Below are 25,615 nucleotides of genomic sequence, written 5' to 3' on the forward strand. Positions count from 1 at the left end.
TACAGCGCCACTCCGCTTTCCTAGACTTCATCGCAATTCACTTATGGAGAGCGCCATGAAGCTGCTGTCCGCACTGCGCGACTCCCTGTCCGCCCTGCTCCTTACCGCCGCCATCGCCTGTACCACGGCCCCCGTCCAGGCCCAGACCGCCTACGAGGCCAAGCTGGCGCCCGAAGTGAACACCGCCCCCGCGCTGTGCGACTACGTTCCCTGTAGCGAGGTGCTGCCCGGCGCGACGAGCTTTTCCGAGCGCAAGGGCCAGCCTTTCTACGTCGAGGGTTATGCCGAGGAGAACGGTACGCGCAAGCTGGTCGGCTACGTCGTGCTGTCGACCGACGTCACCGACACGCCGGCCTACTCCGGCAAGCCGGTGATCACGCTGATCGGCCTGACCCCCGACGGCCACTTCGCCGGCATCAAGATCCTCAAGCACTCCGAACCCATCCTGCTGCTCGGCATTCCCGAGTCCGCGCTGATCAAGTTCAACGACCAGTACCTGGGCAAGTTCGTCGGCGACAACATCGAGATCGGCCGCTCCCGCCCCGACGAGGACATCATCGGCCTGGATGCGATCTCCGGCGCCACCGTGACGGTCATCGCCCAGAACCAGGTGATGATGATGTCGGGTGCGGCAGTCGGCCGCCAGGTCGGCATCCTCGAAGCGACCGTGCGTCCGCAGGCGAGCTTCGTCGACCACGGCCGTGCGCTCGACTGGAACACCATGGTCAAGGAAGGCGTGGTCCAACGCCTGGCGGTGATGCCCGAGCAGGTCGGCCTCGAGCGCAGCAGCGAACCCTTCATCGAGCTGTGGTACGGCTATCTGAACCACCCCGAAGTCGGCCGCGCGATCATGGGCGAGACCGGCTGGCGCTCGCTGATGAGCCGGCTGGCCGAAGGCGAGCATGCGCTGTTCGTGATCCGCACCCGCGGCAACGAATCCTTCAAGGGCTCGGGCTTCGTGCGCGGCGGCATCTACGACCGCATCCAGGTCCGCCAGGGCCAGGACGCCTTCACCTTCCGCGACCTCGACTACCTGAACCTGTACGGCCTCGCCGCGCCCGGCGCACCGGCCTTCAACGAATCCGGCATCTTCATCATCCGTTCGCCGGCCTTCTCCGGCGCCTTCCCGTGGAAGTTCATCTTCCTCGGCAACCGCGTCGACCGGGCGACGGGAGCACGCACCTTCGTGAACTTCGACCAGGAATACTGGCTGCCCGCAAGCTATCTCGAAGGTGGTCGCCCGGTGGTGAAGAAACCGGATGCGCCCTGGATGCGGGTGTGGAAGACCCGCGCCGTGGAGATCGGCCTGTTCGCCGCACTGTTGCTTGCCGTAGCCGTGGTCTACGGCAACCGCGACGCGCTGACGCGGCGCTCGACGCGCAAGAACAAGTGGCCGGTCAACGCCTTCAAATACACCTTCTGGGTGATCAGCATCGTCTTCGTCGGTTTCGGTCTGCTCGCACAGCCCTCGATCACCCAGGTGCTGACCTGGTTCCATTCGCTGCTGTTTCAGTGGAAATGGGAGCTGTTCCTGACCGATCCCTTCATCTTCCTGTTCTGGATCTTCATCATCCTCACCACTTTCGTGTGGGGCCGGGGACTGTTCTGCGGCTGGATGTGCCCCTTTGGCTCGCTGTCGGAGCTGATCCACAAGGTGGCCGAAGCGATCGGCCTCAAGCGCTTCCAGTTCGAGCTGCCGATGAAGTGGCACAACCGCCTGAAGTGGGTCAAGTACGTGGTGTTCTTCGTCCTGCTGGCAGTATCGGTGTTCTCGATGGGCTTGGCCGAGATGCTGGCCGAGGTTGAGCCGTTCAAGACCACCTTCCTCGTCGGCATGTTCAACCGCGCCTGGCCCTACACCTTGTTCGTGGCGGTGCTGCTCGGCCTGTCGATCTTCATGGAGCGGCCGTTCTGCAAGTACCTGTGCCCGCTCGGCGCCTCGCTGGCGATGCCTTCGACCTTCCGCTGGTTCGGCCTCAAGCGCAAGCAGGAATGCAGCACCTGCAAGGCCTGCGCAGTGGGCTGCGGTTCGCTGGCGATCGACGAGCACGGCCGCATCGACCATCGCGAATGCATGCACTGCCTCGACTGCATGGTCCTCTACACCGACGAGAACACCTGCCCGCCGCTGGCGCAGGAGCGCAAGCGCCGCACCAAGGCCGGCCTGCCGCTGACGCCGATCGGCAAGGACGGCTACTACATCCCGATCCAGCCGGCGCCAGCCGCCCAAGGCCTGAGCGCCGTCGCATCGACGAGGAGCGCATCATGATCGACCCCCGCAGCATGACCGAGCCGGTGGAGCCGCCCTACCCCGGCGGCGTCCTGGCGCACATCGGCGCCGAGATATGGGACCACCTGTGGCCCTGGAGCCGCAGCGGCTTCCAGCGCCAGCGCACGATCCAGGCCGCCAGCCTGGCGATCGCGATCGCCGCCACCCTCGTCTGGGTGCTGGCGGCACTGGGCAACGACCTTGCCCCCAACACGATCATCGGCTGGTGGTTCGGCTGGAGCGTGTTCGAAGTCGTGGTCCGCCTCGGCTCCAAGCCCTACGTCAAGGAAGGCCCATGGTGGAGCCAGCGCTACCGCAAGGCGAGCGTGATGGACATGATCTGCTACGTCGGCTTCAAGAACCTGCTGATCGGCGCAACGCTGTTCATCGCCCTCAAGAGTCTCGGCCTGCTGGTGCTCTGAGTCTTCCTCCGCACGATCACCGTCCGTCCCCGCGGGCGGTGATCGTTTGCGACGCAGCCGGCGCCGCGGCCGCCAAGGGGCAGGTCCCCACTTTGCCAAGATCAAGGCACACTGAGACATTGCGTCGCATAATCGCCCCACGCTCAAGCACCGACGGATCAATGCCTCTGCCCGCCCGCCTCTTTCGCCTTGCTGCAGCTCTTGCCTTGCTGGCCACACTCGCCCTGCCGGCTGCTGCCGCGGTGTGGCGGGTGAAGGCGGGCGAATCCATCCAGGCCGCGATCGACCGCGCCGCACCGGGCGACACCATCGAAGTCGAACGCGCCCGCTACGTCGAGAACCTGCTGATCACCCGGCCGCTGACGCTGCGCGGCATCGACCGCCCGACGATATCGGGCGACCTGCGCGGCGACACCATCCGCATCAAGGCCGAGCACGTCACCATCGAAGGCCTGATCATCGCCGACTCCGGCGCCAGCCTGCGCGAGCAGAACGCCGGCATCTACGTCTGGCCGGGTTCGCACCACACCGTGATACGCAACTGCGACTTCTCCTACACCTTGTTCGGGCTGTGGATCGAGCAGTCGAACGACGTGCTGATCGAAGGCAACCTGATCACCGGCAAGCGCGAGCTGCGCTCCTCGCAGCGCGGCAACGGCATCCAGCTCTACAACACGCGTCGCGCGCGGATCATCGGCAACAACATCAGCTTCGTGCGCGACGCGCTGTACGTCGATGTTTCGCACGACGCGCTGTTCCGCGACAACCGCCTGCACCACAGCCGCTACGGCACGCACTACATGAACGCCTACGACAACGTCTGGGAAGGCAACGACAGCTGGATGAATCGCGGCGGGCTGGCGCTGATGGAAGTGCGCCGCCTGACCGTGCGCAACAACCGCGCCTGGGCCAACTCGGACCACGGCATCATGCTGCGCACCATCCAGGACTCGGTGATCGAGAACAACGTCGTCGCCGGCAACCAGCGCGGCTTCTTCATCTACGATGCCGAATACAACGCGCTGCGCGGCAACGCGGTGATCGACAACCGCGTCGGCATCCACCTGTGGGCGGGCTCGAAGAACAACCAGGTCGAAGGCAACGACTTCATCGCCAACCGCGAGCAGGTGCGCTACGTCGGCGCCCGCGACATGGTCTGGGGCGAGCAGACGGGCAACTACTGGAGCAACTACCTCGGCTGGGACCGCGACGGCGACGGCGCCGGCGACGTCCGGTACGAAGCCAACGACATGGTGGACCGCCTGTCCTGGCGCCACCCGATGATGAAGCTGCTGCTGGCCAGCCCCGCGGTGCAGACGCTGCGCCTGGTCGGCCAGCAGTTCCCGCTGCTGCGCGCGCCCAGCATCGTCGACCCCAAACCGCGCATGCAGCCGCACAACCCCGACTGGAGCCAATGGCGTGGCCGATATTTCCCCCGCTCCGAGTGACACGACCCGCGCGGTGATCACCGCCCGCGGCGTGCGCAAGCACTATGGCGCCATCCACGCGGTCGATGGCGTCGACCTGGACGTGCGCGAAGGCGAACTGTTCGGCCTGATCGGCCACAACGGCGCCGGCAAGAGCACGCTGTTCAAGATGATGCTCGGCCTGATCCCGCTTTCCGCGGGCGAGATCCGCATCGACGGCGCGCCGGTGAGCGGCGGCGACTTCCGCGCGGTGCGGCGCAAGATCGGCTACCTGCCCGAGAACGTGGTGCTGTACGACAATCTCACCGGGCTGGAGACGCTGCACTTCTTCGCCAGGCTGAAAGGCGTGGCCGGGCAGAATCATGCCGCCCTGCTCGAGCGCGTCGGCCTGGCCCACGCCGCCCGGCGGCGGGTGCGCGAGTACTCCAAGGGCATGCGCCAGCGCCTCGGCTTCGCCCAGGCCCTGCTCGGCCAGCCGCGCATCCTGTTCCTCGACGAACCCACCACCGGCCTCGACCCCGAGGCGATCCGCGGCTTCTACGCCATCCTGCGCCAGTTGAAGAGCCAGGGCGTGACCACGGTCATCACCTCGCACATCCTGGCCGAGATCCAGGAGCGGGTGGACCGCCTGGCGATCATGGCCGCCGGCCAGGTGCAGGCCAGCGGCACCGTGCAGGCCCTGCGCGAGCAGATGGCGCTGCCGCTGTGGTTCAGCGTGCGCGTGGCGCCCGAGGACTTCGAGGCGGTGCGCGCGGCGCTGGGCAGCCTGCCGGTGGGCGCGATCGAGGCGCGCGACGATCACGTCGCGGTGCAGTGCCCGCGCGAGGCCAAGATGGCGGTGATCGCCGCGCTGGCCGCGCTCGGCGACAAGGTGCGCGACCTCGGCGTGCGCGAACCTTCGCTCGAAGACGTGTTCTTCGGCTTCTCGGACTAAAGGGGCGGACCATGGAGTTTTCGCAGATCGCCGCCATCGCCGGCAAGGAATTCTGGGACCGCATCCGCAACCGCTGGGTGCTGGCGGTGGCGCTGGTGTTTACCGCCTTCGCGCTGTCGATCGCCTATTTCGGCGCCGCCCAGCAGGGCGCGGTGGGTTTCCGCTCGATCGAGGTGACCATCGCCAGCCTGGTCAGCCTGGTGATCTACCTGATCCCGCTGATCGCGCTGGTGCTCGGCTTCGACGCCATCGTCGGCGAGCGCGAGCGCGGCTCGCTCGACCTGCTGCTGTCGATGCCGATCACCCGCGTCGAGCTGCTGCTGGGCAAGTACCTCGGCCTGGCCGGCGCGCTGGCCTTTTCCACCATCGCCGGCTTCGGCCTGGTCGGCGTCGTGCTGTCGGCCCAGCTCGACCTCAATGCGCTGTACCACTACCTGGGCTTCATGATCAGTTCGGTGCTGCTCGGCTGCGCCTTCCTCAGCCTGGCGGTGATGCTGTCGGTGTTCGCCGCCGACCGCACCCGCGCCTCGGGCCTGGCGATCGCGATGTGGTTCTTCTTCGTGCTGATCTTCGACCTGCTGCTGCTCGGCGTGCTGGTCGTCACCGCCGGCCAGTGGGGCGGCGAGGCGCTGCCCTACCTGCTGCTGCTCAATCCGGCCGACGTCTTCCGCATCCTCAACATCTTCTCGCTCGAGGACGTGCGCACGCTGTACGGCCTGGCCACCGTGTTCCCGCCCGCGCTGGCCAGGCCCTGGCTGCTCGGGCTGGTGATGGCCGGCTGGATCGCGCTGCCGCTGGCCATCGCCGCCTGGCGCTTCCGCCTCGGCGCGGGCCGCGCCTGACAACCCAAGATTGCGACAGGAGAACAGACATGTGCACACACCACGGCTGCCGCCACACCCCCCGGTCATCCTTCGACCGGCGCCGCTTCCTGGCCGCCGGTGTCGCCACCGGCCTGCTCGCGGCCTGCGGCGGCACGGACGGCGGCAGCGCTTCGGTCGTCGCGCTCGAGATCGAGCGCAGCACCAGCTGCGCGCTCGACGGCATGCTGCTGGCCGACTACCCCGGCCCCAAGGCGCAGATCCATTACGCCGGCGTGGCCGAACCCGACTGGTTCTGCGACACGCTGGAGATGTTCAACATCCACCTCAGCCCGGAGCAGGCGCGCCGCGTCACCGGCATTTTCGTGCAGGACATGGGCAAGGCCGACTGGGACGCGCCGGCCGGCCACTGGATCGATGCCCGCCAGGCCTTCTACGTCTTCGGCTCGAAGCGGCTGGGCTCGATGGGGCCGACCGCCGCTTCGTTCGCAACCGAGGCCGACGCCCGGGCCTTCGCCGCACAGCACGGCGGCAAGGTGCTGAAGTTCAGCGACGTCACGCCAGACATGGCCATCCTCGATGGCGGCGCGCTGCACGACCAATCCATGTAAACAAGGCCACGACATGAGCGCAACGATCTACGACGCCCTTCCCCCCGAAGCCGCCCCCGAGCTCGAACGGCTCGCCCGCCTCGTCTATGAAACGCGCGAGCACCGGCGCACGGTGCTGCAGGCCGTCGGCGCAGCGGACGAACAGACCCTGCTCCAGCGCATCATCGACGGCGGCATCGACGAACACCCTGCCTATGAACACTATCTGGCGGCACGCATCCTCGCCGAGACGCACCAGGCTGCGCGCGAAGCGATGGCCGCCAGCCTGAAGGAGCTGAACCGCTGATGAAGCTGCATACGGCCATCCTCGAACACATCGGGCGCGAACATGCGGATGCGCTCGCCACGCCGCCACGGCTCACGCAGGACGCGCTGACCATCGCCCTGCACAACGGCGTCATGCTGACCGTGCGCTATGCCGCGCCCGATGCCTATTCGCTGCGCTGGAACAGCGGACCGGACACGCCGGAAATGGGCATCGACACCGCCCCCATCCACACCCGGCTGCCCACCCGCCCCAACCACCTGCACCGCGCCGACGGCACCGTGGCAGCCGATCCCGTCACCCGCATCGACGCCAGCCCCGAGGCCAACGTCGGCGCGCTGATCGCCGCCCTCATGCGCGATCCCCTGCTCGCTTCACAGCCATGACACCCGCCAGCCGCCGTCCCCTCCTGCTCGGCGCCGCGGCGCTATGCACGGCGGCGGCCGGCGCGCTGTTCGTACATTACGCGGCCAGGAGTCCGGCAGTGGAGTTCGTGCCGCCCGCCGAGGACATCTGCATCGTCGCGCCGGCACGGGTGTCGGCCGCCCATCCCTACGACCCCGCATCGGGCCTGGACATGCTTGCAGCGCGCCCGGTACCGGCGGATGCGCGCTGCCCGGTGTGCGGCATGTACCCGGCACGCTTCCCGAACTGGGCGGCGCAGATCATCTTCAGCGACGGCTCGGTGCATTTCTTCGATTCGCCGGTCGACCTCTTCGCCTTCCTCGACGAGCCGGCCCGCTTCGACGCCGAGCACACCGCGGAAGACGCCGCCGCGCTCTACGTTGCCGACCACCTCAGCGGCGGCTGGCTGGATGCGCGCAAGGCCGTCTTCGTCATCGGCTCCGGCGTACGCGGCCCGATGCGCGGCCCCGACCTGCCGGCCTTCGCCGAAGCTGCTGCGGCCCAGGCCTTCATCGCCGAACACGGCGGCCGCGCCCTGGCCTTCGACGAAATCGACCGCAGCACCGTGCGCGACCTGCGCAGCGCGGCCCACAGCGGGCACATGCACTGAAACCCCCGCACGCGGCAGCGCGTTGCCGTGCCGCGCAGACCCTGGCATGCCAGCCGGGGCCGGTAAACGAGAAACGGAGGCTTTCGCCGCCTCCGCCTGTCTGTCGTGCCCGATGCGCGAGCCGCCAGGGCTCGCGCATCGGGCATGGTCGTGGCTTACTGCGACTTCGCCACCATGAAGTCCACTGCGGCCTTGACGTCGTCGTCGGGCAGCGTCGCTGCGCCGCCGCGGGCCGGCATCATGCCTTTTTCGCCGGTGAAGCCTTCGATCGCGTGCTTGTACAAGGTCTCGGTACCCTGGGCGATGCGCGGTGCCCATTCGTCCTTGTTGCCGGGAATCGGCGCACCGGCGACGCCTGCGGCGTGGCACAGCGCGCAGGTTTTCTTGTAAACACTCTCGCCCCCGGCATTGGCCGGGGCAGCGGCCGCCGGAGCAGGTGCGGGGGCCGGTGCAGCGGCAGCAGGCGGGGCGGCGGGCGCGGGCGCAGCGGGCGCCGGTGCAGAACCGGCGGAACTGCCAGAATCCTGCCCGCCACAGGCGGCAAGCAGCCCGGCAAGGACGGTGGCGAGGATCAGCGGGGTCTTTTTCATTGGAGCTCTCCGGTGGGTATCTGACAAACGATGCGGCACAGGACACGGCGCATCGCACCCGGGAATGCTACGTGCCGAGCCGAGAGCCTGTGATTGACAGGAATCAATTTGTCCTGCTAAAGCATCGGTCCGGCGCATGCAGCACGGCCCGTGCCGAAGCCGACCGCTGCAAGCGCTGCAGAATCGAGGAAAATCCCCTGCGGGCAGCCCCGGTGCCGCGGCAGCCCCCCGGCCTGCATCCGCCCGACCTCTCCATGAACACTCTCGACCTCGCTTCTTCTTCGCCCCCCCATGTCGGCCGCTTCGCGCCCTCGCCCAGCGGCCCGCTGCATTTCGGCTCGCTGGTCGCAGCGGCGGGCAGCTATCTGGAAGCGCGCCGCCACGGCGGGCGCTGGCTGCTGCGGATCGAGGACGTCGATACGCCGCGCACCGTGCCCGGCGCGGCCGAAGGCATCATCGCCACGCTGGCGCGCTTCGGCTTCGAATGGGATGGCGAGATCGTCTGGCAGAGCCGCCGCAACGATGCCTACCGCGCCGCGCTGGAGCAATTGAAAGCGGCCGGCCACGCCTTTCCCTGCGCCTGTACGCGGCGCGAGATGGCGGATTCGGCGCTCGCCCGCGACGGTTCGCGGCGCTACCCCGGCACCTGCCGCGACGGCCTGCCGCCCGGGCGCATTGCACGCGCATGGCGGGTGCGGGCCGAGGGCGTGATCGGCTTCGACGACGCAATCCAGGGCTGGCAGCAGCAGGATCTCGCGCTCGACGCCGGCGACTACGTGGTGCTGCGCGCCGACGGCCTGTTCGCCTACCAGCTGGCCGTGGTGGTGGACGACGCCGAAGCGGGCGTCACCCACGCCGTGCGCGGCGCCGACCTGCTCGACTCGACCGCCCGCCAGATCCATCTGCAAGGTCTGCTCGGCATGCCGCAGCCGGCCTACGCCCACCTGCCGGTCGCCACCAACGCCGCGGGCGAAAAGCTGTCGAAGCAGACCCTCGCCCGCGCCATCGACGAACACCCGCCGGCTGCGGCACTGTGCGCGGCGCTGCGCTTTCTCGGCCAGGCGCCGGCGGCCGGACTCGATCACGCCCCGCTCGCCGAAGTCTGGCGCTGGGCCTTCCGGCACTGGCGGCTCGACGCCGTGCCGCGCCAGCGCCACGCTCCCGCAACCACCATCGACCCACCGAGGACATCATGCACCCCAACGACCTCTCCGCCGACCGCGGCGCCATCCGCGAACTGCTCTCCACCGCCCGCAGAATCGCGATCGTAGGCATCTCGCCGAAGCCCCATCGGCCGAGCAACGCGGTCGCGCGCTACCTGCGCGATGCCGGCTACACCATCATTCCGGTCAACCCGGCCCACGACGAGGTATTGGGCGAGAAGTGCTACCCCAGCGTGCGCGAAGCGCCCGGCCCGATCGACATCGTGGACGTGTTCCGCAAGCCGGACGAAGTGATGGCAGTGGCCGAGGACGCGATCGCCGCCGGCGCCGGCTGCCTGTGGATGCAGCTGGGCGTGATCGCGCCCGAGGCGGCGCAACGTGCTGCCGACGCCGGGCTGAAAGTGGTGATGAACCGCTGCGCCGAAGTCGAGCACATGGCGCTGAGCCGGCAGGGCTGAACACTGCCGTACAGGCAGCAAACCCGCACGGCAAGGCCTCAATGCTTGCCGCCGTAGCCCGCCAGGCCGATCGCCAGGCGGACGATCTGGTACGAAGCCCAGGTCAGGGCGCGCTGCAGCAGCGACAGCCGGCGCCAGTCCGACGGGCGCAGCTCCACCGCGCCGGCCTCCATCTCGCGCGCCAGGCTGGCACGCAGCCCGGCGGCGAAGGCCTCGTCGTCGACGACGACGTTGGCCTCGCGCGCCAGCAGCAGGCTGAAAGCATCGATGTTGCTCGAACCCACCGTCGCCCAGCGGCCATCCACCACTGCCACCTTGGCGTGCAGCTGGCTGCGCTGGTATTCGAACAGCCGGATGCCATGCTTCATGAAATACGGATAGAGCGCGCGCGTGGCGTGGCGCTGCAGCGGGTGGTCGCCCACGCCCTGCAGCAGCAGGACGACCTCCACGCCGCGCTCGGCGGCATCGACCAGTGCTTGGCGGAAACGCCGGCCGGGAAAGAAGTAGGCATTGGCGATGACGACCTCGTGCCGGGCGCTGCCGATCGCGTCCAGGTAGGCATTCTCGATCGCATGGCGAAAGCGCAGGTTGTCGCGCACGACGAAGGCGGCGCGGATGTCGCCGGCCGCCTCGGTCTGCGCCGGCGCGCCCAGCGGCTGATGCGAACGGCGGCGGAAGCTGACCCATGACAGCAGGCGCCACAGGCGCTGCGCGGACGCGAGGATCGGCGCCAGGATCGGCCCCTGCACATGCACGGCGTAGTCGTAGCGCGGATGCGCCGGGCCGTCGGCATGGAAATCATCGATGATGTTGATGCCGCCGACGAAAGCCTCGCGCCCGTCCACCACCACCACTTTGCGATGCAGGCGGCGCAGGCGATGGCGCCGCAGCGACAGCGCGCGCAGCTCGGGACGATAAATCAGCACCTTGACGCCATTTTCGAGCAGCCGCGGCATCAGGTGGGCGACGAAGCTGCGGCCGCCGAAGCCGTCGACCATCAGCCTGACCTCCACACCGCGCGCGGCGGCGCGTTCGAGCGCGGCGGCGATGCTGCGCCCGGTCTCGTCCGGCTCGAAGATGTAGCCCTGCAGGAATATCTCCTGTCCGGCGCGGTCGATCGCGTCCCGCAGTGCGGGGAAATACTGTTCGCCGTTTTCCAGCAGACGCACCGCGTTGCCGGACCGGAAGGAGATCAAGCCAGCGGCTCCAGTTCGGCCGTCAGCGCTGCGTGGTCGGAAATCTGCGCCCAGGGCGCACCGAAATGCACCTCGGCGCGCCGGATGCGGAAGCCCCGCACATAGATGCGATCGAGACGGAAGAAGGGCAGTGCGCTCGGAAAGCTGCGCGCCGGCCGCCCGCGGTCGCTGCCGAAGGCTTCGACCAGGCCGAGCCGGCTGGCCAGCAGGCGGTCGGCATGGTTGCGCCAGTCGTTGAAATCGCCGGCGATGATCAAGGGTTCACCGTCGGGCGCGACGTGCTCCATGCGTTCGGCCAGTGTTTCCATCTGCCGCCGCCGGCTGCCGCCCATCAACCCCAGATGCACGCAGACACAGTGTACCGGCGTGTCGAAGCCCGGCACTTCCACCTCGGCGTGCAGCAGGCCGCGGCGCTCGAAGCGGTGGTCGGACACGTCGTGGTTGGCATGGCTCAGGATCGCATGGCGGCTGAGGATGGCATTGCCGTGATGGCCGTGGTCATACACCGCATTGCCGCCGTAGGCGGTCTGGTGCCAGTTCTCCTCGGCGAGGAACTCGTGCTGTGGCAGGGCGGGCCAGCTCGGATGACGCTCGGGGTGGCGCAGGTGCAGCCCCTGCACTTCCTGCAGAAAAACGAGATCGGAATCCAGCGTCCGCAGGCGGTCGCGCAGTTCGTGCACCACCATGCGGCGGTTGAACTGCGAGAAGCCCTTGTGGATGTTGTAGGTACAGATGCGCAGATTCATGAGCGGAAGGGTCCCCGGTCAGCATGCGGTCACGGGACATCATATGCGGCCCGCACGTGGAAATTAAAGCGTTTCCGGCACGAAAAGCATGCACGGCACCTGCGGGATCACGATGTCAGGCCTTTTCGGGCGCGACCGGACGATGCCGCGCGGCGGCGCTTCAAGTGCGCTCCCACGGCGGCAGCGGCTGGAAATGCCCCAGCAGGGCGTCGAGAAAGACGCGCAGCTTGGGCAGGCGCACCCGGCTGGGGGTGTAGCAGGCGTACAGGTCGCGACCGAACACGATGTCCGGCTCGTAGTCGTCCAGCACGGTCTGCAGCACTCCCGATGCCAGCTCCCGATGGCACAGGTAGGTCGGCAGGATGGCGATGCCATGGCCGGCGCGCACCGCATCGAAGATGCAGTCGATGTTGTTGAAATGGATGCGGCTGCGCACCGGCACCACGGTCTCGACACCCTGGCCGTCGATCAGCACCCAGCGCTTGTTGTCGCCGAGCACATAGCTCAGGCACTGGTGCTGCAGCAGATCCAGCGGCTGGCGCGGGCAGCCATGGCGGGCGAGATAGGCTGGCGCGGCGCACACCACCCGGCGCAGGCTGACGATGCGGCGAGCCACCGCGTCGTCCGGCGGCAGGCGCGTCATGCGCAGCGCGAGGTCGATGTTGTCGCCGACCAGGTCGACGACCTGATCGGTGAGGATCAGCTCGATCTCGAGTTCCGGATGGGCGGCCACGACCTCCGGCAACAGCGGCGCCACGCAATGGCGGCCGAAGGCGACGGTGGCGCTCACCCGCAGCGTGCCGCAGGGCCGGTCACCGAGATTGCGCACCGCGAGCTCGGTGCTGTCCACCGCCTCCAGCGCACGCAGCGCATGCTGGCGGAACACTTCGCCGGCCGGCGTCAGCGCCAGCCGACGCGTGGAGCGCTCGAACAGCCGCGCCCCCAGACGGCGCTCCAGTTCGGCCATCTGCTTGCTGACTTGGGCGCGGGTGCAGCCCAGCGTGCGTGCAGCCGCCGCCATGCTGCCGCCTTCGGCGACGCGGACGAAGCAGTCCCAGGCAGGCAGCCAGTTCATCGGGCCTCCGTCCAGCGGTTCCCGGTTGGCTTCATTCTCGTTTTCTCCTGTGGTTCGGATGAAGACCCCTCCGGGACCCCTGTAGCGGCTTGAGCCGCGACGGCAGCGTTTGGAGCGGCAACAAGGCGGCGGGAGCAGCTCGGCGCCCCCGATTCAAGCCGCTGCGAAAAAGCTGGGTAGCCGACTGATCAGGTAGAGATGGTCTTCCTTCGGAGGCGACATCGTCAACGGTTCGTTGACACGACGCATCGAATCGCGGGCTTCTCCGTATACGATGAGGAAACTATCCTCACGCCATCTCCAGCCGCGCCGACGCCCTGTCTCTTCCATCCCACCGAACGGCTCCATTTCTCACTCCTCTCCGGATCGCTCCGAATGTTCCGCTCCCTGCGCCAGCCCGGCGTGCTCGCCATCACCCTCGCCGCCGCCGGCATCCTCGCCATCACGATGGGCGCACGCCAGTCGCTCGGCCTGTTCGTCAGCCCGCTCAACAGCGCCACCGGGCTGGGCATCGCCTCGATCAGCCTGGCGCTGGCCGTCGGCCAATTCACCTGGGGCGCGATCCAGCCCATCGCCGGCGCCGCCGCCGACCGCTGGGGGCCGCGCGCGGTGCTGGTCGCCGGCATCCTGGTGCTGGCGCTGGGCAGCGCCATCACGCCTTTCATGGATTCCACCTTCGGCCTGGTGGTGTCGCTCGGCCTGCTGTCGGCGATCGGCTCGGGTGCGGGCAGCTTCTCGGTGCTGATCGGCGCCGCCGCCCAGCGCCTGCCGGCGGAAGCGCGCGGCGCGGCCTCGGGCGTGATCAATGCCGGCGGCTCCTTCGGCCAGTTCGTGTTCGCGCCCTTGCTGCAGAAGCTGATCCAGCTGTTCGGCTGGATGGGGGCGCTGTGGTCGCTGGCGGTGATGACGCTGGCGGCGCTGCCGCTGATCGGCAAGGTGGCCCAAAGCGACCATGCGGCTGCACGGCCGGCAGAGGAAAAAGGCGGCCTGCGGCGTGCGGTGCGCGAAGCGATGGGCGATCGCAGCTATCTGCTGCTGCATGCGGGTTTCTTCACCTGCGGTTTCCACATCGCCTTCCTCGTCACCCATCTGCCGGGCGAAGTGGATCTGTGCGGCCTGCCACCCTCGGTGGCGAGTTGGTCGCTGGCGATCATCGGCCTCGCCAACATCTTCGGCAGCCTGTATGCCGGCTCCTGGGTGGCGCGCTATCGCAGCCGCAACGTGCTGGCGCTGATGTATGCCTCGCGCGCAGTGCTGGTGGCACTGTACCTGATGCTGCCGAAGACGGAATGGACCTTCTACCTGTTCGCCGCCGGGCTGGGCTTCACCTGGCTGGCCACCGTGCCGCCCACCGCGGCGCTGGTCGGCAAGCTGTTCGGCATCCGCTACCTCGGCACGCTGTTCGGCCTGACGCTGCTGTCGCACCAGATCGGCGGCTTCCTCGGCGCCTGGCTGGGCGGCATCAGCATCACGCTGACCGGCGACTACAGCTGGATGTGGTACGCCGACATCGCCCTGGCCGCGCTCGCCGCGGTGCTGAACCTGCCGATCCGCGAAGCACCGGTGGTACGCGTGCCGCAGCCGGCCTGATCCGAACGCTGCCGCCAGCCCGCAACGACGCCCCACTTCAACCGCCCACTGCCACCACGAAGGAAACACAACCATGAGCGTCCTGCGCCCCGACATCGACGTCGCCCTGCTGAACGAGCGCGGCGGCGAATACCTGCCCGGCTACCTCGGCATCGAGATCCTGAGCGTCGCCCAGGGAACTCTGAGCAGCCGCATGCCGGTGAAGAAGCTGCACATCGCCCCCAACGAGTTCCTGCACGCCGCCAGCGTGGTGGCGCTGGCCGACACCAGTTGCGGCTACGCCACCGTCGCCCATCTGCCGGAGGGCGCGGAATCCTTCACCACCATCGAACTGAAGAGCAACCACCTCGGCACCGTGCGCGAAGGCGCGATCCGCTGCGTCGCCACCGCCCAGCACCTCGGCCGTACCACCCAGGTGTGGGACGCGACCGTCAGCGACGAAGCCAGCGGCCGTACCATCGCGTTGTTCCGCTGCACGCAGATGATTCTGTGGCCGAAGTGATTCGTGCTGCTGCGGGCGTGGGCAGCGGCACCGCTCACGCCTTCGCCGGCGGCAGCTCAATGCGACGTGCCGCCGATTCTCGAAAATAACGACACGTTCTGAGGACATGTCGCCAGCAGCGACATATCACCCAGACGTGTCGCCGTTTCTCAGTTTTGTCGACACGTCGCAGCAAGGCCTGATGCAAAAAGGGCGGCTCCCGCGAGGAAAGCCGCCCTTTTCGTTCCTGCAGGTGCGTGTTCAGGACACGGCGAGCATGCGGTCGAGGGCGATGCGGGCCAGTTCGGCCTCGTGTTCCGGCACCTTGATCTGGTTGACGACCTTGCCGTCGGCGAGGTTTTCCAGCGTCCAGGCAAGGTGCTGCGGGTCGATGCGCTGCATGGTCGAGCACATGCACACCGTCGGCGCCATGAACTGGACGTGCTTGCCTTGCGGCTTCATTTCCTCGGCCAGCCGGCTGACGAGGTTCAGTTCGGTGCCCACCAGCCAGCGCGTGCCTTCGGGCGCGGCGGTGATGGTGTTGATGATGTACTCGGTCGAGCCGACATAGTCGGACTTGCGGCACACGTCGAGGCTGCTTTCGGGGTGCGAGATCACCAGGCCGCCCGGGTTCTTCTCGCGCCAGCGGTCGATATGCACCGGCTGGAACATCTGGTGCACCGAGCAGTGTCCCTTCCACAGCAGGATCTTCGCGCTGCGGATCTGCTCGGGCGTGAGGCCGCCGTATTCGAGGTCGGGATCCCACACCACCATTTCGTCGAGCGGGATGCCTTTCTTGAAGCCGGTCCAGCGGCCGAGGTGCTGGTCGGGGAAGAACAGCACCTTCTCGCGCTTGGCGAAGGCCCAGTCGAGGATGGTGGGCGCGTTGGTCGAGGTGCAGACGATGCCACCGTGCTCGCCGCAGAAGGCTTTCAGGTCGGCGGCGGAGTTGATGTAGGTGACCGGCGTGATCAGTTCGTCGGGCTTGTCCAGCACTTCGGCAAGCTCGCGCCAGCAGCGCTCGACCTTGGCCAGGTTGGCCATGTCGGCCATCGAACAGCCGGCGGCGAGGTCGGGCAGGATGGCGACCTGGCTTGGCTTGGACAGGATGTCGGCGACTTCGGCCATGAAGTGCACGCCGCAGAAGACGATGTACTCGGCTTCGGTCTGCGAGGCCAGGCGGGCCAGCTTGAGCGAATCTCCGGTGAGGTCGGCGTGCTGGTAGACGTCGGCACGCTGGTAGTGGTGGCACAGCAGCACCGCGCGATCGCCGAGGCGGGCGCGGGCGGCACGGATGCGCTCCTGCGCCTCGTCGTCGGCGAGCGCGTTGAAGCGGTCGAAGCTGATGGTGGCTACTTGCATGATGCGGGTCCGGTTCCTGTAGGAAGGGATGCAGGCCTGTCGGCCTTCGTGACTCGGAGCAGCCTCGCCCGGAGGGGTTCCGGTGGCGGGCGCCCGGATTGTAAGGAAAAGCTCAGCCCTGCCGCCAGGGCAGGCCGGCATGGCGCCAGCCGCCTACCCTGTTGCGCTGGCCGTTGGCGTCCTTGTCGCCTTCGAAGCCTTCGAGCACGTTGTAGCAGTTGCTGTAGCCGGCTTCGACCGCCACGCGGGCGGCATCGTCGGAGCGGCCGCCGGAGCGGCACAGGAACATCACCAGCGCCTCGGCATCGACCTGGTGCTTGAGCTGATTGACGAAATTGGCATTGCGCTGCATACCGGGCCAGGACAGCCACTCGATCTCGACCGCTCCGGGCACCCGTCCGACCCAGTCGAGCTCGGCACGCGTGCGCACGTCGACCAGCCTGGCGCCCGGCGCGAGCTGCAGCACCTGCCAAGCTTCGGCCGGCGTCAGCGCACCCTGGTAGGGCAGTTCGAGGTCTGCGGCGCGCTGGCGGGCCAGCGCCAGCAGGTCGGACAGGGTTCCCATGCGAGCATCCGTCTAGAATCGTGTATCGCGCGAAGTATAGCGCGTCCTTCCCAGGCTCCCGCATGAACCACGCTCATCCGCACCCGCCCACAGCCCGCGCACCGTTGCCGCCGAACGGCGACGAGGCCGTGCGCAGCCGGGGCATCCAGCGCACCACGCTGATCGCCATTGCCACCAACGCGCTGCTTTCGCTCGCGCAGATCACCGTCGGCCTGTTCGCCAATGCCTTCAGCCTGGTGGCGGATGCGGCCCACACGCTGTCCGATCTGGTCACCGACGTGCTGGTACTGTTCGCCGGCCGCCGCGGCGCCGACCCGGCCGACAGCAACCACCCTTACGGCCACGGCCGCATCGAAACGGTCATGACAATGCTGCTCGGCGCCGTGCTCGCGGCAGTCGGCATCGGTTTCCTGTGGAGCTCGGGGCTGCGCCTGCAGCACATGGACGCCTTGCCGGACCTGCATCCGGCCGCCCTCGCGATGGCATTGCTGACCCTGGCCGCCAAGGAAGGCCTGTTCCGCTACACGCTGGCCGCCGCGCGGCGGCTGAAGGCGCCGCTGCTGGAAGCCAACGCCTGGCATGCGCGCTCGGACGCGGCATCATCGCTGGTGGTGGCGATCGGCATCGGCGGCAGCCTGGCGGGCTACCCTTTCCTCGAGCCGCTGGCCGCCGCGCTGGTGGGCTTCCTGATCGTGGGCATGGGGGTCCGCCTGGCCTGGAAGGCCATCCGGGAACTGATCGATACCGGCTTGTCGGAAGACGAACTGGCGCGCATCCGGGAAACCATCGAAGCGACGCCCGGCGTCATCGGCCTGCACGACATGCGCACACGGCGCATGGCCGGCCGGGTGCTGTGCGACGCCCACGTGCAGGTCGAACCGCGGCTGACGGTATCCGAAGGCCATCGGGTGTCGGACGAGGTTTACCTTCACGTGCGCGCGGCCCACCCCGAAATACAGGACATGCTGGTGCATATCGACCCCGAGGACGACGGCGGTCCACGGGCGATGCCTGCCGGCCCGCTGCCCGCGCGCAAGGACGTCGCCGCCGCGATCGGCCAGTTGCTCGGCATCGGGCCCGGCAGCGATGCCCCCGCCCCCCTGCGGATACAGATCCACTACCTGGGCAAGCGGATCGACGTCGAGGTGCTGCTGCCTGCCGCCGTGCCTGCCGGGCAACTGGAAGCGCTTCGCCGGCGCACCGAAGCCTGGCTGGAAGCACATGCCGAATACCGTTCGATCCGCTTCTTTCAGCAAATCGCACCATGATGGTGCATGTGGCGTGAATCAGGCACTGCCATGGTGCATTCCCCTGGCGGGATGGCACCGCCATTGCGCATCAGCCCTTGTGGCACAATGAGCCGCGGACAGGAATTATGCCTGGCACGCTTGATGCTTACTCGAACGACGAATTCCCGCTCACGGGTCCAGTACCGGTGTGCAAACCACTACGCAACCAACGCCTCATCTCATCAGGAGTGAACATGAACGCCCAAGACGTCATGAAGATGATCCAGGAAAACGAAGTCCGCTTCGTGGATCTGCGCTTCACCGATACCCGCGGCAAGGAACACCACGTCGGCCTGCCGGTTTCCGCTTTCGAGGAAGAGCACTTCGAGCACGGCCACCCCTTCGACGGCTCCTCGCTGGCCGGCTGGAAGGGCATCCAGGCTTCGGACATGATCCTGATGCCGGAACCCGCGTCCGCCTACATCGACCCCTTCTTCGACGAAACCACGCTGGTGGTGACCTGCGACGTCATCGAGCCGTCCGACGGCAAGGGCTACGACCGCGACCCGCGCTCGATCGCCAAGCGCGCCGAGGCCTACCTGAAGAGCACCGGCATCGGCGACACCGCCTTCTTCGGCCCCGAGCCCGAGTTCTTCATCTTCGACTCGGTCGAATGGTCGGTCGACATGTCCGGCGTCTACAGCAAGATCATCTCGGAAGAGGCCGCCTGGTCCACCGCCGACAAGTTCGAAGGCGGCAACACCGGCCACCGTCCGCGCGTCAAGGGCGGCTACTTCCCGGTGCCGCCGGTCGATAGCCTGAACGACATCCGCGCCGCCATGGTGCTGGCACTCGAAGCCTGCGGCGTACCGGTCGAAGTGCATCACCACGAAGTCGCCAATGCCGGCCAGTGCGAGATCGGCACCAAGTTCAGCACGCTGACCAAGCGCGCCGACTGGACCCAGGTGCTGAAGTACATCGTGCACAACGTCGCCCACCAGTACGGCAAGACCGCGACCTTCATGCCCAAGCCCATCGTCGGCGACAACGGCTCCGGCATGCACGTGCACCAGTCGATCTGGAAGGACGGCCAGAACCTGTTCGCCGGCAACGGCTACGCCGGCCTGTCGGAAACCGCGCTGTACTACATCGGCGGCATCATCAAGCACGCCCGCGCGCTGAACGCGATCACCAACCCGGGCACGAACTCGTACAAGCGCCTGGTGCCGCACTACGAGGCGCCGACCAAGCTGGCCTACTCGGCCCGCAACCGTTCGGCTTCGATCCGCATCCCCTACGTCGCCAACCCGAAGGGCCGCCGCATCGAGGCGCGCTTCCCGGACCCGCTGGCCAACCCCTACCTGTGCTTTGCCGCGCTGCTGATGGCGGGCCTGGACGGCATCCAGAACAAGATCCACCCGGGCGATCCGGCCGACAAGAACCTGTACGACCTGCCGCCGGAAGAAGACGCGCTGATCCCGACCGTGTGCACCAGCCTCGACCAGGCGCTGGACTACCTCGACAAGGACCGCGAGTTCCTGACCCGCGGCGGCGTGTTCTCCAACGACTTCATCGACGCCTACATCGAGCTGAAGATGGAGGAAGTCAACCGCATGCGCGTCACCACCCACCCGGTGGAATTCGACATGTACTATAGCCTCTGACCCGAGGACTACTGCACAAGCCGGAGAGGACGGGCATTGCCCGTCCTTTTTTTATGGGGTCTAATCGAGCCACCATTCCATCAGAATGGCGCCGGTCCGACCCCGTCCGGCGCAGCGAACCGACGAACACCAGCATGCGCCTGCTTCGAATCCTCCCGCTGACCCTGCTGCTCCACACCGCCCTGCCCGCCCAGGCAGCGGTCTACAAGTGCATCGACGCCGAAGGCCGCGTGACCTACACCAACGACCCCAGCGCAGCGCGCGGCTGTACCGCGCTCGATACCGGCCAGTCGGTATCGACCGTGCCTGCCCCGGTGCGCCGCCCGGCGACGACGCCGGGCACCACGCCGTCCTCCTCGCCGTCGAACTTCCCCCGGGTCAGCCCCGACGACCAGCGCGCCCGCGACGACAGCCGCCGCCAGGTGCTGCAGTCCGAGCTGGAAAACGAGGAAACCGCGCTGGCGGCAGCCGAAGCCGCGCTGGCCGAACAGGAATCGATCCGCCTCGGCGACGAACGCAACTACCAGAAAGTGCTCGACCGCCTGCAGCCGTACAAGGACAAGGTCGAGCTGCACAAGCGCAACATCGAAGCCCTGCGCCGGGAGATTTCCGGCCTGCGGTGAGCCGGCGAAACGCCGCGCCACGGCTGGCTGCGCCATGAGGGTTTTCTGGCGCGTATCTTGCGTGTCACCCTGGAGACAAACAGGACGCGCACATGCCGAAGCATCCTCCCCCCATCGTCACCGGCCCTTTCGCCGGCCTCGAACTGCTGTCGTCGGCCGTCGTGCTGATCGATGAAAGGCTGGTCATCCGCTACATCAATCCCGGCGCCGAGAACCTGTTCGCGATCAGCCGGCGCAAGCTGCTGGAGCAACCCCTGAGCCGCCTGCTCGGCACGCCGCCCGGGCTCGGCTCGGCGCTGGAAAACGCCCTCCACACCAACTGGAGCTACACCGGCCAGGACATCACGATCTCGCGCGGCAACGCGGAGCCGATCCGGCTCGACTGCACCGTCAGCCCGGTCGAGACCGACGGCGTCCGCCTGCTGCTGGAATTCCGCCCGATCGACGCCCAGCTGCGCGTGGCGCGCGAAGAGCAGTTGCTGCAGCAGCAACAGGCCAACCGCGAACTGATCCGCAACCTGGCGCACGAGATCAAGAATCCGCTGGGCGGCATCCGCGGCTCGGCACAGCTGCTGCAGCACGAACTGGACGATCCGCAACTGCGCGAATTCACCGAAGTCATCATCGCCGAAGCCGACCGCCTGCAGGGCCTGATGAACCGGCTGCTGAACTCGCACTCGATGATGCGGCCGGCACCGCTGAACATCCACGACGTGCTCGAACGCGTGCGCCGCCTGATCCTGGCCGAATTCCCGGCGCTCGAGATCCGGCGCGACTACGACCTGAGCCTGCCCGACATCACCGCCGACCGCGAACAGCTGATCCAGGCCATCCTGAACATCGTGCGCAACGCCGCCCAGGCGCTGGAGGGGGCGGGCGAGATCCATCTGCGCAGCCGGGTGGCCCGCCAGGTCACGCTGGCCAAGCGGCGCTACAAGCTGGCACTGGAATTGCAAGTGATCGACAACGGCCCCGGCATTCCGGCGGAGATCCACGACAAGATCTTCTATCCGCTGATCTCGGGCCGGGAAGGTGGCAGCGGCCTGGGCCTGTCGCTGGCCCAGAGCTTCATCGAGCAACATCAGGGCATGATCGAGGTGGATAGCCGTCCGGGGCGCACCTGCTTCACGATCCTGCTGCCGATCTCCGATCGTGCGCTGGCCGCCGGCAGCGCACCAGAATAGTGCATACGACATGAACAAAGTCTGGATCATCGACGACGATCGCTCCATCCGCTGGGTCCTCGAGAAGGCATTGAGCCGCGAGGACATCCCCCATCGCAGCTTCAGCTCCGCCAGCGAGGCGCTGGAAGAGCTCGACCGCAGCGGCCAGCCGCCTGCGGTGATGCTGTCCGACATCCGCATGCCGGGCGAATCAGGCCTTGACCTGCTGCAGAAGGTCAAGGAGCGCCATGCCCAGCTGCCGGTCATCATCATGACCGCCTACTCCGACCTCGACAGCGCGGTGTCGGCCTTCCAGGGCGGCGCCTTCGAATACCTGCCCAAGCCCTTCGACGTCGATCAGGCGGTGACGCTGGTCAGGCGCGCACTGGAACAGGGCATGCCCGAGAAGAGCGGCTCGGAGGAGTCCGCGCTCGCGCCCGAGATCCTCGGCCAGGCGCCGGCCATGCAGGAAGTGTTCCGCGCCATCGGCCGCCTCGCACAGTCTCACGCCACGGTGCTGATCAACGGCGAATCCGGCAGCGGCAAGGAACTGGTGGCACGCGCGCTGCACCGCCACAGTCCGCGGCGCGACGCGCCCTTCATCGCCATCAACACCGCGGCGATTCCGCGCGACCTGCTCGAATCCGAACTGTTCGGCCACGAGCGCGGCGCCTTCACCGGTGCCGCCGCCCAGCGCCGCGGCCGCTTCGAACAGGCCGACGGCGGCACGCTGTTCCTCGACGAAATCGGCGACATGCCGGCCGAACTGCAGACCCGCCTGCTGCGCGTGCTGTCCGACGGCCATTTCTACCGCGTCGGCGGCCAGCAGCCGATCCGCGCCAACGTCCGCGTGATTGCCGCCACCCACCAGGACCTCGAGGAACGGGTGCGCCAGAACCTGTTCCGCGAAGACCTCTTCCACCGCCTCAACGTCATCCGCCTGCGCCTGCCGCCGCTGCGCGAACGGCGCGAGGACATCCCGCTGCTGGTGCGCCACTTCCTGCAGAAGAGCGCGCAGGAGCTCGGCGTCGAGCGCAAGAGCATCTCGGACGCGGCGATCGAGTACCTGCAGTCGCAGCCTTTTCCCGGCAACGTGCGCCAGCTCGAGAACCTGTGCCACTGGCTGACGGTGATGGCGCCGGCCCAGGTGATCGAAGTCGCCGACCTGCCGTCCGAGATCCGCAGCCAGCCGATGCGCGAAGTGCCGACGAGCTGGATCGACGGCCTCGCCGGCGAAGCCGACCGCCTGATCGCCGCAGCGCCGGGGACGGTGTTCGAACAGCTCACCCATACTTTCGAGCGCACCCTGATCCGCCGCGCGCTCGCCGCCACCGGCGGCCGCCGCATCGAGGCGGCACAGTTGCTGGGCATCGGCCGCAACACCATCAGCAGGAAGATCCAGGAGCTCGGCATGGACGAGGCCCCCGGCGGCGGAGATCACACGGCCGGCTGAGAAATCCGCAGGCCGGGCCGCCGCTCCGTCGCAATCACGCACCAAGCTCGTGCGCCCGGCACGGTTGACGGATAATGCGGCCAACCTGACCGACTCCCGCCCGACCGTGTCCGACACTTCCACCAACACCGCCAGCCTCCTGTCCCATCTCGGCCCGCTTGCCTCGCGCTTCGCGATCGCCTGGATCGACAGTTGCGCATCGACCAACAGCAGCCTGATGGAACGGATGCCGGGCGACGACGGCAGAGCGCATGTGCTGGTGGCCGACCGGCAGACGGCCGGCCGCGGCCGGCGCGGCCGCCAATGGCAGTCGTGGCCGGAAGGCAGCCTGACCTTTTCGCTGCTGTGGCGCTTCGCCGCCGGCACGCCGGCCCCCGCCGGGCTGTCGCTGGCCGCCGGCCTGGCGGTCGCCCGCACGCTCGAACGGATCGGCGTGTCCGGCGTGCAACTGAAATGGCCCAACGACGTCCTGGTCAACGGCGAGAAGCTGGTCGGCATCCTGGTCGAACTGCAGCCTGCGCGCGATCGTTCGCTGGCGGCGGTGATCGGTATCGGCATCAATATCAGCCTGCCGCCCGGCGCGCACGTCGAACACCATGCCGGCGTCACCGATCTGGCGCGTGCGCTGGAGTCGCCGCCGCCATCGCGCCCGGCGCTGCTGGCCCACCTGCTTGCCGAGTTGCAGCAGCTGTTCGATCTCTATGCCGTCGCCGGCTTCACTGCGCTGAAGAGCGCATGGGAGCAGCGCAACGCCTTCGCCGAGCTGCCGGTGCGCATCAGCGGCGAACACGCCGCGGTCGACGGCATCTGCCGCGGCGTCGATGACGACGGCGCCCTGCTGCTCGATACCGCCGACGGCATCCAGCGCATCCTGGCCGGCGATGTCTCGCTGCGCCCGCTCGGCGGAGAAAGCGCGTGATACTGCTGATCGACGCCGGCAATACCCGCATCAAATGGCGGCTGCAGGCCGCAGCGGGCGGCCTCATCCACGACGAAGGCGCGATCGCCCACGAAAACCTCGCCCCCCTCTCCCGCCTGCGCAGCACGGTGGCCGCCCCGCTCCGGGTGGTGGGCAGCAATGTCGCCGGCACCGAAACGGCCCGGCGCATCCGCGACGCGCTGGGCGTGGAGGGGATCGAATGGCTTCGCCCCGGCGCACAGGCCTGCGGCGTGCGCAACCTGTATGCCGAGCCGGGCCAGCTCGGCGCCGACCGCTGGGCCGCGCTGATCGGCGCCCACGACCTGCACGCCGGCGCCTGCCTGGTGGTGATGGCGGGCACCGCCACCACGGTGGACCTGCTGTCGGCCGACGGTGACTTCCTCGGCGGCCTGATCCTGCCGGGCGTCGAGCTGATGCAGCAATCGCTCGCCAACGGTACGGCGCAACTGCCGCTGGCCGCGGGCAGCTTTGCCGCCCAGCCGCGCTGCACCGCCGATGCGATCCGTTCCGGCTGCCTGCAGGCCCAGGCCGGCGCCATCGAACGCATGTTCCGCCAGATCGCCGCCCAGCCCGGCGCACTATGCCTGCTCGGCGGCGGTGCTGCCGATGCCTTTGCGGACCTCCTCGAACTTCCGCTGAAACGCTTCGACAACCTGGTCCTGCATGGGCTGGCCACGGTCGCCGCCCAGCCGGCTGGAAACACGGCATGAGCACGCATCGCATCCTCATCATCATCCTGCTCGCACTGAACGCGATCGCCTTCACCAGCGTCCAGGGATGGCTCGGCGGCGCCCCGCCCCGCACCGAACCCGAACGCTTCGCGCAACAGCTCGATCCGGAACGCATCCGCCTGGCTTCCGATCCGCCCGCTTCCGCCGCGCCGGAAGCCGAGGCCGCCACGGACACGGCCAGCTCGCAGCCGGAAAAACTGGCAAGCGCGGCAGCCGAAACCGGCTCCGCCGAGGCCACCCTTGTTGCGCTGCCGCCCGACGGCGGCGCCGAAGCCGGCTCGGCCGGGACCGCTGCGGCCGAAGCCCCGGTTCCGGAAACCCCGCCGGCCCCGCAAGCGGCTGCCGCCGCCCCCGTCCCGACGAGCTGCGTCGCCTGGAGCGAGCTCAGCGAAGCCCAGGCCGACGCGCTGATGCGCCGCCTGCGCGGCAGCGGGGCCAGCGCAGAGCGCAGCAAGATCGAAACGCCCAGTTCGTGGTGGGTGCGCATTCCGCCCCAGGGCAGCCGCGAACGGGCTGAGGAACAGGCCCAGGCGCTTCGCGCCCTCGGCGTCCGGGACTTGTTCATCGTGCAGGAGCGCGGGCCGGCGCAGTATGCGATTTCCCTCGGTGTGTTCAAGACCGAACCCCGGGCACGCCAGATGCTGACCGAGTTGCGCGCCCAGGGCGTGCGCAATGCCGGCGTCGAGCCGCGCATGAGCACCGCCTACCGGATCCAGGCCCAGCTCACCGCCGACGTGGCGCGCGAGGCCGAACGCGGCGTGCGCGGCCTCGCTTCGCGACGCACGACCTGCGCCCAGCGCTGATATCCACCGCCCCACCACC

General features: G+C 68.1%; 27 protein-coding genes. 21 read left to right on the forward strand and 6 right to left on the reverse strand.

What is annotated here, in order from left to right; all coding sequences use genetic code 11:
* Positions 1-55 precede the first annotated feature (55 nt).
* The 9 genes from ACNQFN_RS20065 (at position 56) to ACNQFN_RS20105 (ending at position 7,764) form a co-directional block, all read left to right on the forward strand.
* Positions 56-2,269: a NosR/NirI family protein gene (locus tag ACNQFN_RS20065; protein WP_068638901.1), complete on the forward strand. Its 2,214-nt coding sequence runs from the start codon at positions 56-58 to the stop codon at positions 2,267-2,269.
* A complete protein-coding gene (locus ACNQFN_RS20070) occupies positions 2,266-2,691 on the forward strand; it encodes a transcription regulator (protein WP_068638902.1) in 426 nt (141 codons plus the stop codon). Before ACNQFN_RS20065 ends, ACNQFN_RS20070 begins: the two co-directional genes overlap by 4 nt.
* A gap of 161 nt (positions 2,692-2,852) precedes the next feature.
* Positions 2,853-4,139 carry a nitrous oxide reductase family maturation protein NosD gene (locus ACNQFN_RS20075; protein ID WP_418647399.1) on the forward strand — a complete coding sequence of 429 codons (1,287 nt, stop codon included), beginning with the start codon at positions 2,853-2,855 and terminating at the stop codon, positions 4,137-4,139.
* Positions 4,111-5,052, forward strand: a complete 942-nt coding sequence (locus tag ACNQFN_RS20080) for an ABC transporter ATP-binding protein (RefSeq protein WP_068636619.1) — start codon at positions 4,111-4,113, stop codon at positions 5,050-5,052. Before ACNQFN_RS20075 ends, ACNQFN_RS20080 begins: the two co-directional genes overlap by 29 nt.
* An 11-nt stretch (positions 5,053-5,063) precedes the next feature.
* Complete coding sequence (locus ACNQFN_RS20085) at positions 5,064-5,894, forward strand: ABC transporter permease (protein ID WP_068636620.1); 831 nt, start codon at positions 5,064-5,066, stop codon at positions 5,892-5,894.
* Between the two features lie 29 nt (positions 5,895-5,923).
* On the forward strand, positions 5,924-6,484 hold the full coding sequence (locus ACNQFN_RS20090) for a nitrous oxide reductase accessory protein NosL (protein WP_418647400.1): 561 nt from the start codon (positions 5,924-5,926) through the stop codon (positions 6,482-6,484).
* A 13-nt stretch (positions 6,485-6,497) separates the two neighbouring features.
* Positions 6,498-6,770 (forward strand): hypothetical protein, encoded by a 273-nt coding sequence (locus ACNQFN_RS20095; RefSeq protein WP_068639282.1) that lies wholly within the window; start codon positions 6,498-6,500, stop codon positions 6,768-6,770.
* Positions 6,770-7,135 (forward strand): hypothetical protein, encoded by a 366-nt coding sequence (locus ACNQFN_RS20100; protein ID WP_068639283.1) that lies wholly within the window; start codon positions 6,770-6,772, stop codon positions 7,133-7,135. The genes ACNQFN_RS20095 and ACNQFN_RS20100 overlap by 1 nt, the downstream gene beginning before the upstream one ends.
* The gene (locus ACNQFN_RS20105; RefSeq protein ID WP_418647401.1) at positions 7,132-7,764 is read left to right on the forward strand and encodes a nitrous oxide reductase accessory protein NosL; all 633 of its coding nucleotides are present in this window, start codon (positions 7,132-7,134) and stop codon (positions 7,762-7,764) included. Before ACNQFN_RS20100 ends, ACNQFN_RS20105 begins: the two co-directional genes overlap by 4 nt.
* 155 nt (positions 7,765-7,919) lie before the next feature.
* Here ACNQFN_RS20105 and ACNQFN_RS20110 read toward each other — a convergent pair whose 3' ends face one another.
* Positions 7,920-8,354, reverse strand: coding sequence for a c-type cytochrome (locus ACNQFN_RS20110; RefSeq protein WP_418647402.1), 435 nt, complete (start codon positions 8,352-8,354; stop codon positions 7,920-7,922).
* 254 nt (positions 8,355-8,608) lie between these two features.
* On the opposite strand from ACNQFN_RS20110, the gene gluQRS reads away from it, so the two are divergent.
* Positions 8,609-9,625 carry a tRNA glutamyl-Q(34) synthetase GluQRS gene (gene gluQRS, locus ACNQFN_RS20115; RefSeq protein WP_068639290.1) on the forward strand — a complete coding sequence of 339 codons (1,017 nt, stop codon included), beginning with the start codon at positions 8,609-8,611 and terminating at the stop codon, positions 9,623-9,625.
* A complete protein-coding gene (locus ACNQFN_RS20120; protein WP_068639286.1) occupies positions 9,547-9,975 on the forward strand; it encodes a CoA-binding protein in 429 nt (142 codons plus the stop codon). Before gluQRS ends, ACNQFN_RS20120 begins: the two co-directional genes overlap by 79 nt.
* 38 nt (positions 9,976-10,013) lie before the next feature.
* Here the strand turns inward: ACNQFN_RS20120 and clsB are convergent, their stop codons facing one another.
* The 3 genes from clsB to ACNQFN_RS20135 form a co-directional block, all read right to left on the reverse strand.
* Positions 10,014-11,168, reverse strand: a complete 1,155-nt coding sequence (gene clsB, locus ACNQFN_RS20125; protein WP_418648940.1) for a cardiolipin synthase ClsB — start codon at positions 11,166-11,168, stop codon at positions 10,014-10,016.
* Entirely contained in the window at positions 11,168-11,917 is a 750-nt protein-coding gene (locus tag ACNQFN_RS20130; RefSeq protein ID WP_068639287.1) for an endonuclease/exonuclease/phosphatase family protein, read from the reverse strand. Before ACNQFN_RS20130 ends, clsB begins: the two co-directional genes overlap by 1 nt.
* A gap of 160 nt (positions 11,918-12,077) precedes the next feature.
* A complete protein-coding gene (locus tag ACNQFN_RS20135) occupies positions 12,078-12,992 on the reverse strand; it encodes a LysR family transcriptional regulator (protein ID WP_418647403.1) in 915 nt (304 codons plus the stop codon).
* A 375-nt stretch (positions 12,993-13,367) separates the two neighbouring features.
* On the opposite strand from ACNQFN_RS20135, the gene ACNQFN_RS20140 reads away from it, so the two are divergent.
* Together ACNQFN_RS20140 and ACNQFN_RS20145 are read left to right on the forward strand one after the other, a co-directional pair.
* Positions 13,368-14,582, forward strand: coding sequence for an MFS transporter (locus ACNQFN_RS20140; protein WP_068639289.1), 1,215 nt, complete (start codon positions 13,368-13,370; stop codon positions 14,580-14,582).
* A gap of 73 nt (positions 14,583-14,655) precedes the next feature.
* Entirely contained in the window at positions 14,656-15,084 is a 429-nt protein-coding gene (locus ACNQFN_RS20145; protein WP_068639292.1) for a PaaI family thioesterase, read from the forward strand.
* A 240-nt stretch (positions 15,085-15,324) separates the two neighbouring features.
* On the opposite strand, the gene nadA is transcribed toward ACNQFN_RS20145, so the two are convergent.
* Together nadA and ACNQFN_RS20155 are read right to left on the reverse strand one after the other, a co-directional pair.
* Positions 15,325-16,425 carry a quinolinate synthase NadA gene (gene nadA / locus ACNQFN_RS20150; RefSeq protein ID WP_068639293.1) on the reverse strand — a complete coding sequence of 367 codons (1,101 nt, stop codon included), beginning with the start codon at positions 16,423-16,425 and terminating at the stop codon, positions 15,325-15,327.
* A 112-nt stretch (positions 16,426-16,537) separates the two neighbouring features.
* The gene (locus ACNQFN_RS20155) at positions 16,538-16,990 is read right to left on the reverse strand and encodes a rhodanese-like domain-containing protein (RefSeq protein WP_418647404.1); all 453 of its coding nucleotides are present in this window, start codon (positions 16,988-16,990) and stop codon (positions 16,538-16,540) included.
* Positions 16,991-17,052: 62 nt separating this feature from the next.
* On the opposite strand from ACNQFN_RS20155, the gene ACNQFN_RS20160 reads away from it, so the two are divergent.
* The 8 genes from ACNQFN_RS20160 to ACNQFN_RS20195 all read left to right on the forward strand — a co-directional run bounded on the left by ACNQFN_RS20160 (position 17,053) and on the right by ACNQFN_RS20195 (position 25,596).
* Entirely contained in the window at positions 17,053-18,258 is a 1,206-nt protein-coding gene (locus tag ACNQFN_RS20160) for a cation diffusion facilitator family transporter (RefSeq protein ID WP_418647405.1), read from the forward strand.
* Positions 18,259-18,473: 215 nt separating this feature from the next.
* Positions 18,474-19,883: a type I glutamate--ammonia ligase gene (gene glnA / locus ACNQFN_RS20165; protein ID WP_068639296.1), complete on the forward strand. Its 1,410-nt coding sequence runs from the start codon at positions 18,474-18,476 to the stop codon at positions 19,881-19,883.
* 134 nt (positions 19,884-20,017) lie between these two features.
* Positions 20,018-20,506 (forward strand): DUF4124 domain-containing protein, encoded by a 489-nt coding sequence (locus tag ACNQFN_RS20170; protein WP_068639297.1) that lies wholly within the window; start codon positions 20,018-20,020, stop codon positions 20,504-20,506.
* A 92-nt stretch (positions 20,507-20,598) separates the two neighbouring features.
* Complete coding sequence (gene glnL, locus ACNQFN_RS20175) at positions 20,599-21,690, forward strand: nitrogen regulation protein NR(II) (RefSeq protein WP_068639298.1); 1,092 nt, start codon at positions 20,599-20,601, stop codon at positions 21,688-21,690.
* Positions 21,691-21,700: 10 nt separating this feature from the next.
* A complete protein-coding gene (gene ntrC / locus ACNQFN_RS20180) occupies positions 21,701-23,122 on the forward strand; it encodes a nitrogen regulation protein NR(I) (protein ID WP_068639299.1) in 1,422 nt (473 codons plus the stop codon).
* Between the two features lie 106 nt (positions 23,123-23,228).
* Positions 23,229-24,041 carry a biotin--[acetyl-CoA-carboxylase] ligase gene (locus tag ACNQFN_RS20185; RefSeq protein WP_068639309.1) on the forward strand — a complete coding sequence of 271 codons (813 nt, stop codon included), beginning with the start codon at positions 23,229-23,231 and terminating at the stop codon, positions 24,039-24,041.
* Positions 24,038-24,772: a type III pantothenate kinase gene (locus ACNQFN_RS20190; RefSeq protein ID WP_068639300.1), complete on the forward strand. Its 735-nt coding sequence runs from the start codon at positions 24,038-24,040 to the stop codon at positions 24,770-24,772. Before ACNQFN_RS20185 ends, ACNQFN_RS20190 begins: the two co-directional genes overlap by 4 nt.
* Complete coding sequence (locus ACNQFN_RS20195) at positions 24,769-25,596, forward strand: SPOR domain-containing protein (RefSeq protein WP_418647406.1); 828 nt, start codon at positions 24,769-24,771, stop codon at positions 25,594-25,596. Before ACNQFN_RS20190 ends, ACNQFN_RS20195 begins: the two co-directional genes overlap by 4 nt.
* Positions 25,597-25,615: the final 19 nt, after the last annotated feature.

The sequence above is a fragment of the Thauera butanivorans genome, from assembly GCF_048398245.1.
Taxonomy (GTDB): Bacteria; Pseudomonadota; Gammaproteobacteria; order Burkholderiales; family Rhodocyclaceae; genus Thauera; species Thauera butanivorans.

Bases quoted from the DNA above. Each gene is read 5' to 3' on its own strand.
- ACNQFN_RS20065 (WP_068638901.1), top strand. From the start codon at position 56: ATGAAGCTGCTGTCCGCACTGCGCGACTCCCTGTCCGCCCTGCTCCTT.
- ACNQFN_RS20070 (WP_068638902.1), top strand. From the start codon at position 2,266: ATGATCGACCCCCGCAGCATGACCGAGCCGGTGGAGCCGCCCTACCCC.
- ACNQFN_RS20075 (WP_418647399.1), top strand. From the start codon at position 2,853: ATGCCTCTGCCCGCCCGCCTCTTTCGCCTTGCTGCAGCTCTTGCCTTG.
- ACNQFN_RS20085 (WP_068636620.1), top strand. From the start codon at position 5,064: ATGGAGTTTTCGCAGATCGCCGCCATCGCCGGCAAGGAATTCTGGGAC.
- ACNQFN_RS20090 (WP_418647400.1), top strand. From the start codon at position 5,924: ATGTGCACACACCACGGCTGCCGCCACACCCCCCGGTCATCCTTCGAC.
- ACNQFN_RS20095 (WP_068639282.1), top strand. From the start codon at position 6,498: ATGAGCGCAACGATCTACGACGCCCTTCCCCCCGAAGCCGCCCCCGAG.
- ACNQFN_RS20100 (WP_068639283.1), top strand. From the start codon at position 6,770: ATGAAGCTGCATACGGCCATCCTCGAACACATCGGGCGCGAACATGCG.
- ACNQFN_RS20105 (WP_418647401.1), top strand. From the start codon at position 7,132: ATGACACCCGCCAGCCGCCGTCCCCTCCTGCTCGGCGCCGCGGCGCTA.
- ACNQFN_RS20110 (WP_418647402.1), bottom strand. From the start codon at position 8,354: ATGAAAAAGACCCCGCTGATCCTCGCCACCGTCCTTGCCGGGCTGCTT.
- gluQRS (WP_068639290.1), top strand. From the start codon at position 8,609: ATGAACACTCTCGACCTCGCTTCTTCTTCGCCCCCCCATGTCGGCCGC.
- ACNQFN_RS20120 (WP_068639286.1), top strand. From the start codon at position 9,547: ATGCACCCCAACGACCTCTCCGCCGACCGCGGCGCCATCCGCGAACTG.
- ACNQFN_RS20130 (WP_068639287.1), bottom strand. From the start codon at position 11,917: ATGAATCTGCGCATCTGTACCTACAACATCCACAAGGGCTTCTCGCAG.
- ACNQFN_RS20135 (WP_418647403.1), bottom strand. From the start codon at position 12,992: ATGAACTGGCTGCCTGCCTGGGACTGCTTCGTCCGCGTCGCCGAAGGC.
- ACNQFN_RS20140 (WP_068639289.1), top strand. From the start codon at position 13,368: ATGTTCCGCTCCCTGCGCCAGCCCGGCGTGCTCGCCATCACCCTCGCC.
- ACNQFN_RS20145 (WP_068639292.1), top strand. From the start codon at position 14,656: ATGAGCGTCCTGCGCCCCGACATCGACGTCGCCCTGCTGAACGAGCGC.
- nadA (WP_068639293.1), bottom strand. From the start codon at position 16,425: ATGCAAGTAGCCACCATCAGCTTCGACCGCTTCAACGCGCTCGCCGAC.
- ACNQFN_RS20155 (WP_418647404.1), bottom strand. From the start codon at position 16,990: ATGGGAACCCTGTCCGACCTGCTGGCGCTGGCCCGCCAGCGCGCCGCA.
- ACNQFN_RS20160 (WP_418647405.1), top strand. From the start codon at position 17,053: ATGAACCACGCTCATCCGCACCCGCCCACAGCCCGCGCACCGTTGCCG.
- glnA (WP_068639296.1), top strand. From the start codon at position 18,474: ATGAACGCCCAAGACGTCATGAAGATGATCCAGGAAAACGAAGTCCGC.
- ACNQFN_RS20170 (WP_068639297.1), top strand. From the start codon at position 20,018: ATGCGCCTGCTTCGAATCCTCCCGCTGACCCTGCTGCTCCACACCGCC.
- glnL (WP_068639298.1), top strand. From the start codon at position 20,599: ATGCCGAAGCATCCTCCCCCCATCGTCACCGGCCCTTTCGCCGGCCTC.
- ntrC (WP_068639299.1), top strand. From the start codon at position 21,701: ATGAACAAAGTCTGGATCATCGACGACGATCGCTCCATCCGCTGGGTC.
- ACNQFN_RS20195 (WP_418647406.1), top strand. From the start codon at position 24,769: ATGAGCACGCATCGCATCCTCATCATCATCCTGCTCGCACTGAACGCG.